The 9,996-nt window shown below is 37.4% G+C and carries 8 protein-coding genes; 4 read left to right on the top strand and 4 right to left on the bottom strand.

Annotated features, from left to right (window positions below):
• Positions 1-195: 195 nt before the first annotated feature.
• Together ACQVD9_RS15745 and ACQVD9_RS15750 are read right to left on the bottom strand one after the other, a co-directional pair.
• Positions 196-717, bottom strand: a complete 522-nt coding sequence (locus ACQVD9_RS15745) for a helix-turn-helix domain-containing protein (RefSeq protein WP_264747919.1) — start codon at positions 715-717, stop codon at positions 196-198.
• Positions 718-719: 2 nt separating this feature from the next.
• The gene (locus ACQVD9_RS15750; protein ID WP_264747920.1) at positions 720-1,613 is read right to left on the bottom strand and encodes a replication initiator protein A; all 894 of its coding nucleotides are present in this window, start codon (positions 1,611-1,613) and stop codon (positions 720-722) included.
• A gap of 1,146 nt (positions 1,614-2,759) precedes the next feature.
• Between ACQVD9_RS15750 and ACQVD9_RS15755 the strand changes: the two genes are divergently transcribed.
• The 4 genes from ACQVD9_RS15755 to ACQVD9_RS15770 are packed head-to-tail and all read left to right on the top strand — an operon-like array spanning position 2,760 to position 7,920.
• Positions 2,760-5,360 (top strand): type VI secretion system Vgr family protein, encoded by a 2,601-nt coding sequence (locus ACQVD9_RS15755; RefSeq protein ID WP_264747921.1) that lies wholly within the window; start codon positions 2,760-2,762, stop codon positions 5,358-5,360.
• Positions 5,361-5,372: 12 nt separating this feature from the next.
• Positions 5,373-5,747 (top strand): hypothetical protein, encoded by a 375-nt coding sequence (locus ACQVD9_RS15760; RefSeq protein ID WP_264747914.1) that lies wholly within the window; start codon positions 5,373-5,375, stop codon positions 5,745-5,747.
• Positions 5,748-5,770: 23 nt separating this feature from the next.
• A complete protein-coding gene (locus ACQVD9_RS15765) occupies positions 5,771-7,156 on the top strand; it encodes a hypothetical protein (protein WP_264747915.1) in 1,386 nt (461 codons plus the stop codon).
• A 5-nt stretch (positions 7,157-7,161) separates the two neighbouring features.
• Positions 7,162-7,920: a hypothetical protein gene (locus ACQVD9_RS15770; protein ID WP_264747916.1), complete on the top strand. Its 759-nt coding sequence runs from the start codon at positions 7,162-7,164 to the stop codon at positions 7,918-7,920.
• Positions 7,921-8,413: 493 nt separating this feature from the next.
• Here the strand turns inward: ACQVD9_RS15770 and ACQVD9_RS15775 are convergent, their stop codons facing one another.
• Together ACQVD9_RS15775 and ACQVD9_RS15780 are read right to left on the bottom strand one after the other, a co-directional pair.
• Positions 8,414-9,307: a site-specific integrase gene (locus ACQVD9_RS15775; protein ID WP_264747917.1), complete on the bottom strand. Its 894-nt coding sequence runs from the start codon at positions 9,305-9,307 to the stop codon at positions 8,414-8,416.
• Positions 9,291-9,527 carry a hypothetical protein gene (locus ACQVD9_RS15780; protein WP_264747918.1) on the bottom strand — a complete coding sequence of 79 codons (237 nt, stop codon included), beginning with the start codon at positions 9,525-9,527 and terminating at the stop codon, positions 9,291-9,293. Before ACQVD9_RS15780 ends, ACQVD9_RS15775 begins: the two co-directional genes overlap by 17 nt.
• Between the last annotated feature and the right edge of the window lie 469 nt (positions 9,528-9,996).

A 9,996-nucleotide genomic window follows, 5' to 3' on the forward strand; every position in this document is an offset into this window, starting at 1 on the left:
TGAAAGCTGATGCAAAAAACAGTTCGGATTTTAAAAGTTATCCATGCGCCGAAGCTCCTACATAAGCGTAGGAGGGTGGGTAACTTTTAAAAAGAAGCTGATCTTATAGAGACATGGCACATTATGAGCAAAAAGAGGCGAAATTTAGAAAATATGCCATATAAGCATGTAAAAGTAGCAAACTACAGCAAAAAGCTAGAAAATTCCTAAAAACTTCTTACGTTTGGGCTTTTCTGGCTCTGGTTCTACTACTTCTTCAACTTGTGGTTCTATCTCAGCTGTAGGTTGACTAACTTGTTCTGCTTCTGGTGGCTGAGTAGGTTCTTCTTGAATAGGTGTTGATTGTTCTTTTTCTTCTTTTTTATACTCTAACAGCATAAGTGCTTGTTTTAAGCTACTAATATGGTCATCTTTAGCTTTTAATAATTCATCTTTGTTTAAAATTTGTTGCTCTAATTGTTGTATCTTTTGTTGCAATTCATTTGTTTTTGCAACATCATTTTGTGTTGCGATGTGTTGCTTTTCCGTGTTGTGCAACATTGTATCTTTTGTTGCATGTAATGCTCCAAAAACTCTTAAAAGCTCACTAGTATCTAGCTTATCCTTGCCTGCGTCATCTGTTGTTTTAGACAATTTACCTTCTTTAATGTAACGATAAAGTGTTGTCCTATTTTTTTTAGTTAGCTTTGATGCTTCTGTAATTGTAACAAGAGCCATAATTATATATCCTTGATATTTAACTGGTTTTCGTATTTTTTAAATAAAACCATATCATTTACTGCATCATAATGTACATGATAATCTGGTAACGCATCACTTTGTGAAAGAGATTTCATAGCACGTCTAAACTCTCGAAGAGTTGAAGTGCTACCTGCTTTTCTTAATAGAAGATCAAGATTAATTTTCCATTCGGATTGATTACCACAATGTTTTCGAGCTAGCTCATATATTCGCCTATCCAATGGTTTACGTAACCTAAAGTAATCAGGACTAATTGTTAAAACTTGCTTATTTATAATAGAGCGATATAGCCACTCTGGCAGAGTTACCTCAACTCTAATCATTCTACCGTCTTTTTCTTCAACAATATGCCATGAGTCTACTAAACCAAAACCTCTTGATTCTCTTTTATCTGCTGTTTCTATGTTAGTGGTTATGGTAGTACTACGTAGCCGATCAAGAGCAGCTTTAGCTTTCTCATAATATTCTCCGCTTGTTCCTCTATTTGTTGTTATGAGGTAGTCATAAATAGTAAAACGAACAGTCCTAGTGATTTCTTCACCTTCATATATGGCTTGCATAAGTTTAGAAATACAGTAAATCCATATATCTTTATCATGGATTGTGGCCATGCCATATTCTGAGTTAGGGGCTATAACAATGGAAATATTATTATGTTCATATCGTCTAGTTCTTTTATCTCCAGCCTTTAAGGAAAAAAGTGGATATTCCATACTAGCTATATCTGATTGAAAACTGATACTGTCAAATAAATCCGCTATAAAAAAATCTTTTTGAGGATGTTTGATAGGAGCTAAATATGCTTCTTTTTTCGGACGTTCCGATGCTTTTTTTTGTAGAAGCTCTAATTTTTTTTGAATATTGTTAGTCAATATATACCCCATATAATTTCATATGTATGTGAATTACATATCGTCATTTCACACACAGTATACTATCGTCATTCCACACACACAACATTTTGTTTCCTCACATTTGTTATTTCGTCATTCTACACACGTTATTTCGTCATTCTACACACGTTATTTCGTCATTCTACACACGTTATTTCGTCATTCCACACACACATCAAAAATTACAACCATTGCAAATACAAGCCTATAACCCTATAAATTATTGCTTAATAACTATTTAATAACTTATTAATAAACTGCAGGCCTTTTTTGCCTGTGGATAACTTTTTATCCTGGCATGATTTTTATTCTTGCCAGATCGCACGCCTAACCCTCCGCTTCGCTTCGCCCTGTCCTTCGGACAGCCTTAATATGCATTCGCTACGCTCATAATGCTTTTTGTTCGCTTCGCTTTGCTGTTACATGGTAAGTTTTATACTGAAACTTATTACCTGTTGTGTTTGTCGCTCCAGTCGCTGTAGGCTGAATGTTATTAATTTTTCATTCTGAATGCCTTTACGATCAGCCTTTCACTCCTTCACGACAATGTGCTAAAGCACTTCTTATAGTAATCAGTAGGAAGGGTTTTATTGCTTATAGGTTCATTTTCCGTCTATTAGGAACTTTTGGGCGGATGGTTAGGCAGCGGACTATGATAGCTTTTATCTATCTATTCCCTGTTACCCTTTATATTAACATGAATTACTTTCATGTTAATCGAGCTATTTAACTTCATTTCTTGCTGTTTTTATAGTGCAATGCTAAATTAGTTTTGCCTTAGTTAGGTGTTTAATTAAGGTATGGGAGTGAATGCCCGTTTGTAAAACACAAATCCGCCATAGATATGACTCTGTTCTTATCTAATGCTTAGTTGTATCCGCTTTTATGGCGGGTCACAAACTGGAACACCTCTTAGGTGTACCGTTTTCTTTGTGTTTACGGTCATTCACCCATTTGTGGCTCGCCACCCATTTATGCTTGGTTGCGCCCTAGTTAAAAATCTGAGTTTTTTATGCTGTATTAACCTTTTATTTTAAAGGGGAAATCGCTATGCTTAGTGTTTGCTTTTTTTTGTGTTTGTTGTATTGGTTTAGCTTCAATACGCCTCGATAGGAGTGTCGGTCTATGGTTGAGTCAGCTAACAGTACCCATTTCTTTTTTGATGTTCAGGGATTGGATACTTCTGCTAAGTTACAGGTGTTGTCGTTTGAAGGGGTAGAGGCCATTTCTTCGGATTATGCTCTTGAGATCATTCTAGTGTGTAATCATGTGCGGTTTGATATTACTCAGTTGTTAAGTAAATCGGCTTTTTTATCGTTTGATAGTTCTCGCTCTATAGGTGTTCATGGCGAGATTCAAAACGTTCGTCGCGGGGCTGTCGGTAAACATTACGCGTTGTTTAAAGTGATCTTAACGCCTCGTTTAACACATCTTAAAAAAAGAATGAATCAAAAGGTCTTTAGACAGGTGTCTGTACCTGAGATTATTTCTTCTGTTTTGGCTGATTATGGCATGGCTGAGGGAGTTGATTTTGAGTTTACGCTCAAAGAAACCTATCCAGTAAGGGAATATACCACGCAGTACGATCAGGATGATTTTAGTTTTATTAATCATTTAGCTGAAAGTGAGGGTATTTTTTATTATTTCGTGCATTCACCCACCAGGCATAAAGTAATCTTTGCTGATAGTAATCCATTTTTTGCTAAACATGACCAGGTCATTGAGTATAAATCAGATACAGGCTTTGTCGCTGATTATCCTGTAATTAAACGCTTTGATATAGGCATGTCAAGTTGTACTACTGAGGCTTCGTTTAGAAATTATAATTTTTATAATATGAAGATACCCGAAGGCAATACACAGGGTAGTCAAAGTAATAAGCTCAATAAGGCATCAGAAATCGCGCTAGAGGCGTATGATTATCCAAGTAGACATTTAGTAAGGGATGAAGGAAATCGCCTCGCTAATGTCGAAATAGAGCGTTTAAGAGCATCTCAGGTGTTAGCTGAGGCCAATAGTGATGTCGTGGGGTTACATGCAGGGTTATTTATTACTGTAGAAGGACATCCGTTAAAGGATACGGAGAAGCCTTGGCTAATCCAAGAAATTAGACATGCAGGGAAGCAACCTAGTGTTTTGGAGGCCTTTGGGGATACAGGGACAGCCAATAATAGTAATAAAACTAGTCAATTAGCTAGGTATTTTAGTTATCCCGCTGCAGAGGTTTTACAGTTTCCCCTAGAGGATTTTAATCAGGGTTATCGAAATGTGTTTGTATTGTCTCCTGAAGATGTTCCTTACAGGCCTAAACGGCTGCACCCTAAGCCCAAGGTATTAGGGGCACAAACAGCCATTGTTACAGGTCCTGCAGGGGAGGAAATTTATTGCGATGAATACGGTCGGGTTAAAATTCAATGCCATTGGGACAGATTAGGCAATTATGACGAAAATAGCTCGGATTGGGTGAGGGTAAGGTCTAATTGGGCGCATAAGGGCTATGGAGCCATTGCAGTGCCTCGTGTGGGGATGGAGGTATTGATTGAGTATGAGGAAGGCGACCCTGATTTCCCAATGATTACGGGAGCCTTGCATAATGGCGTTAATAAAGTCCCTTACGAACTCCCTGCTCATAAGACTAAGAGTGTCTTTAAAACCTCTAGCTCTAAGGGTGGTGTAGGTTCTAATGAATTTAGGATTGAGGATAAAGCAGGCCAAGAACAAATCTTTGTGCAAGCCCAAAAAGACTTTGACCAACTCACCAAAAACAATCACACCATCGAAGTAAAAAATAATAGTCACCTGCAGGTTCAAAATGAGCATAGCGAAACGATAGTAAAAAACCGCTATACCAAGAATGCTAGCGAGGAACATCATTTAACTCAATTAGATAGAAAAACCCAAATACTGCAGAATGATTATAAAGAGGTTGCTCTCTCAGAACATACTACAGTCGGTACGATTAAAACCACCGAGGCAGGGATGGAGATCCATTTAAAGGCAGGCATGCAATGCGTGGTAGATGGTGGCCTATCGCTGACACTTAAGGCTGGGGGACAACATATTGTATTAAATCCTGCAGGGATATGGATGACCATGCCCGTATGGACGGGAGGTGTGCCTATGGAGGGTTCTCCTGCTGTACCTTTGTCACCGCTATTTAAAGAAAATGCAGTAACGCCTACGGTAGCACCGCCTATTGTGTATAAAAATGGTTTTAAGCAGTTAGCAGAAAAACAACAAGGGATTTATAGAGGAACACTAACCCTTATTGATAACAAGCAACAGCCTATTACTGATAAATATTACAAGATAGTTACTGCACAAGGCACTGTTTTAGCCGAAGGCTTTACTAATCAACAAGGTAAAGGCGTTGAAGTAGCCACTAATGAAGGGCCACAGGCTAAAGTCTATTTAGGTCAAGGGGGTTGGACGTTATCAGAGCAAGTGTTACTAACCAACAGAAATGAATGCACAGGCTGTAGTGCTGATGAACCTTATTACAAAGGGCAATTGCATTTAGTGGATAAAAGTCAAAATCCTATGGCTGACGTTTATTACAAGATTGTTGATAGTAATGGTGAGGTATTAGCAGAGGGCTTTACCAACGAACAAGGCCAAAGTGAAGAGATCATTTCCTATACTGGCTCAGAGGCCAAACTCTATTTAGGCCAAGGCGGTTGGACATTATCAGAACAAGTAACGATTGAAGCAGAATGCTGTTGTTAGGGAGTAAAAACAATGACAGATCATAATGAACATAACCAAAGGGCTACAGCAAGACTACAGTTTATGGGGCAGTTTGAGCCTATAGGGGGAATTGGTTACCGTTTTAAGCTTTCCTCAGAAGAATCGATTGAAGGTAAAACGGATGAAATGGGTTATACCAAAACCTTAATAGGTGATAAGAATACAACAGGTAGCGAAAGCGAGCTAATTTGTTATATCAAGATGGATTCAGACACTATGCCTATTACCTTAGAAGTACAGCGTGATGATGGCTCTTGGAAAGAAATAGGGAGTTTTCAACTGGAGGTAGGTAAGGAAAAGACTATTACCGCTCAAATAGAAACTATTGCGCTCCCTTTTAAGCTAGAGCTTGTAAAGGGTTTATAAGGTCAAGAAAGGAATATTAGAAGATGACAACAGCACAATTAGCTAAAAGCACCCAACCATCTAGTACAGCAGGGGCAATCGTATTAAGCACTACCGATGGTAATAATGTTATACAGGCGGATGTGACTTATTATATTAAGTTTAATGTATACCTTGGTGATAAGCCTCTTACTGCCGGAGACTCATTGCCCTATATTTGGGTATATTCGGATAATGCAGAGAATTGGCAATGGACGGTAGCAAAAACAGGTACAACTAATGGTGGCGTAGTATTACCCGTTAGTAAGGTAGGCCAATACCGATTTTATATCAGAGAGCCTCAAACAGCCGATAAAATAGGGAATACCTTTAATATTCCTTATCATGCAGCAGATTTAACCAGTTACCCTGTTAAGGCGGTACAGCCTTTATATACCATTGATGTAACAGAGGCAACTAATGGCGTAGGAATTAAAACACTCTTTCCTATAAAGTATCTTGATAGGCCAGAAACTGGAAAAGCTAAAGAATTTTATCCCGTTTCTGGTATAAAGAAAGTGCTAACAAATAAAAATACATTAAGAAACCCCTTAAAACTAGATGACTATACTATTACTTATCAATTATGGAGTGATGCCAGTCAGGCTTATGGCTCTACTAATAGTTATATTGCTAAGAGTAAATACAGTGCTATTTTGAAAACGTTATATAACAGTGTTTTTACAGCAGAAATAGTGGATGTTAAAGTAAATAATAAAGTAACCCAGCAAGAAACAAAAAATGGTCGTGTATTAAGTTTTAATGATGGAGATACAAATAGGAAATTAATCTTTCAAGATAACGCTACGCAAAATGCTAGATACTATAAGTCTTTTCTTGATAATAAAAAAATGTCTGCTCAAGAAGCTATTAGACGTACCCATCCCTCAGCATTTGAATATGTATTACAGTTAATGCATGACTTAGATATTACCGAGATTTATATCACCAGTGCTTGGCGACCTGCTTTAGGTTCAATATTGCACCGTTATTCAGTGGGAGTAGATATTGGTACATTAAAGGGCAATGTAAAAGATGATACAACGAATAAAACACATAATATCGCTGTTTATTTTAAAAATGAATTAGTTAGGCAATCATGGATGACTAATTGCGACCCTACTAGAATATTAAACGCTAAAAATACTTTAACTGAAAAATTAGCAGTTAAGTTGTCGAAAATGTTTTTTGTTTATATTGCAGAAGATCGTTTATGGAGTGTGGATACCTTTACCAGTGGCAAGCCAAAACTGGGATGGTTAGGAGGGCCCTGGCAATTATATGCTAAGACCTTGGGAATACAAGTGACCACAGATAACCCTGAGTGTGTACACAAAGATTATACCCATAAAGATCATGTTCATTTAACCCTAAATCATAACTTGGTGTAATACAAATGCGACTAAAAAAATTAGCTTATTTACTGTTGGTATTCACTTTTTCTTTCATTACATTGCTTGCAAATGCACAAGTACTTCGCTCAAAAAACTTTTATTGTGGGGGGTATAACAATGATTGTTATGATCTTAACCCTCCCCCTGCCTCTGCGCTTAGAATGACTGAAAAGGCCATGAATGCTTCTTCTTTAAAATTAGTAAGACCCAAAGAATGGAAAGTTAGAGCTATAGTGGGTTATGAAGTAGGGGATTTTGAATTTGATCAACAAGGTAATGTTATTAATGTTAATGGAGAACCTGCAACAGGTTATTTAGTAGAGGTGTTACAACAAAATAATCAACCTTTATGGAAAGGTAGGGATAGAGTTTATTATTGGTATCAACCAGAAAAAGGGGATGTAGTTGATAACTACAGTGATAATCAAAGTTTATTAATTGGGGAAAATGGAGTTTTTATTGTTTCAGATAAAAGAGTTTGTCCTGCTAGCAAGATAGCAGAGGAGCATACAGAGTTTAATATAGGTAGAAGTGAACATTATTTAGATGGTAATTGTTCAAAAGCCATTGTTGCTTCTGTTAATCGAATAGCTAAGGAATATGGTAAGAAAGTAAAAAAAGTTGATAATCAAGTTTTTTTGACATATCCAACCAGAGAAAAGAATTTCTCTCCTAAGTATTGGAAAATACAGTATTTTAATGAACCAATAACACCAATATACGATGTGGATGGGGAATGTTGGCTTTATTGTGAAAAATAACTACTTGTTAAAAGGCCTATGTAGGCCTTTTTTATAAAAGATATATACCCATAAAGATCATGTTCATATAAAAGCACCTTTAAGTTAATTTTTAAATGACAGGGTATGCTTTTTGTACCCACATTAATAAATAATGTGATAACAAAACCAATAAATAATAGGCGTTTTACTTATATCATTTATTTAGCTACTGGTCAGAAAATCCGACACCTTTTAAACTTGGGTTTATCTGAGAAAAAGGAAAAATAGCACGCTAAGAATAAGTTATTGGTGATTGTGCCAATGCTAATGCTAATGTATAAATACTGTATGGCATTTGTAGAATAGTTGTAGACTGTTTGTAAACTACTTGTAGTCCAGTTGTAAACTGCAGAGAGCATAAATTCTTGTAGGCACGCTATGGACGTATACAAATTTCTACGAAATTCATAGTCCCGTGCAAAAAGTTATTATGTTATGCAGGATAGACTTACATAGTTAAATTGCTAGCAGTTTATCGTAAGTAGGTTTCTGTAATTTGTGGCCTAAAATGCCCCATTTCTTGGCTGACGGTTTCTAAGGCTAGTTCTCTTGTTAGTCCGCTTGTTTGTAGTTCGTGCATACGTTCTTGAGCGTAGCTGTGGCGTACTCCATGTGCGCCCTCTGACCATCCTAATACCCTATTAGCTGCTTTTGAGAAGCTATCACTCCATTTTTTGCCACCTGATAGATCATAAAGTGCCTGGTACTTTACACCACGATCTATTATTTCCTGTGGTTCTGGTAGTCTGACTTGCTCTAATCGTTCTGCTAAGTCATAGGGAATAAGCACTTCTCTCACTAGGCCACCTTTGCCATGCACTGTATAAAGCTGACCTTCTCGCCCTTGCCACTTTGTTTCTAAACAAGGCCTCTCATCCGCCTGGCGTTCTTCAACCGTTCTGATGGTTAAAAGCTCATGCGCTCGTAGTCCTGCACTATAGGCTATTTCGGTAGCTAATGACTGTTTGTCTCGTTGACTATCTGCAATCATTTCCACTTGCTCTTGAGTATAGGCTCTACTAGCTAATATTTGTTCGTGTTCAGACTTAATAACGGTTAGCGTTTCTTGCTCTGGTAAAGTACCCATCTGGTGCATCATGGCTTGTATAGCCTGACGCTCCATATCTAAGGTTTTTTGGCCTATTTCTTGACTTCGGATTTCTAGGTAGTTTATGGCTGTCTGAGAGGTTAAATCCCTAATCTCTCCAGTTAGGCCATATACAGGCATGTTTTTAGCTACTTGAACAAGACGTTCCTCGTAATTACTAAGTGTTCTAACAGACTTTATAAAGCCACTTTTTTGTAAGCTCTTAGCGACAGATTTAGCTTGTTTTTCGGGTAGTGCAGTTTTACGAAAGCGAGCCATTTTTTTCTAACCATCGAATAACAGTTGTTAAGACGACTTTAATACGCTTAGCACGTAACCAACGTTTTATTTCAGTAGGAGTTACCTGAGCATTATGAAGTGCCAAAATTTCACCCTTATAACGATCAAGCCTAGACTTTCTTTTTTTATAAACTCTTTTTCTAATAGCCTTAGTTTGTTCTTTTAAGGCCTGTTTTTCCTTATTTACATCAAATGTCATTGTAATCCTATTCACTTGTAAGAATAACTAGCCTATTGAATAAAATAGGACTTAGCGGTATCCACCTATTCGCCCCTGTTTAATCTACTGATTAACTAATAGATAAGGCTCGGACTGGTCTCGCCTGATTTGTTTTACCTCTTGACTGAGGGGTGCTTTTAAGCACAAAGGGAGCAACCTATAAACCGATGGTTGCGATCGGGTCAGCTATATTCATGGGACTGAATACGGATACTTAAAAGCTAATGTATCCCTGGGAGTTCGATTACCTCAATGAGGAATACCAACGATATTTGCAGCTTTACATCGATGCTGCGGGCTTTCTCTGTACAACGTACAGAAGAATGAGCCTATAGTTAATCATATTGTATATTGCTTGTCAATATTGCAAATAAAAAGTTGCGTGAATATATTTATAATGCTTTCACCGCTAGGTATAGATACTATTTTCAATAGTTCGACCTAGCGG

This window comes from Entomomonas sp. E7T21 (assembly GCF_058693955.1).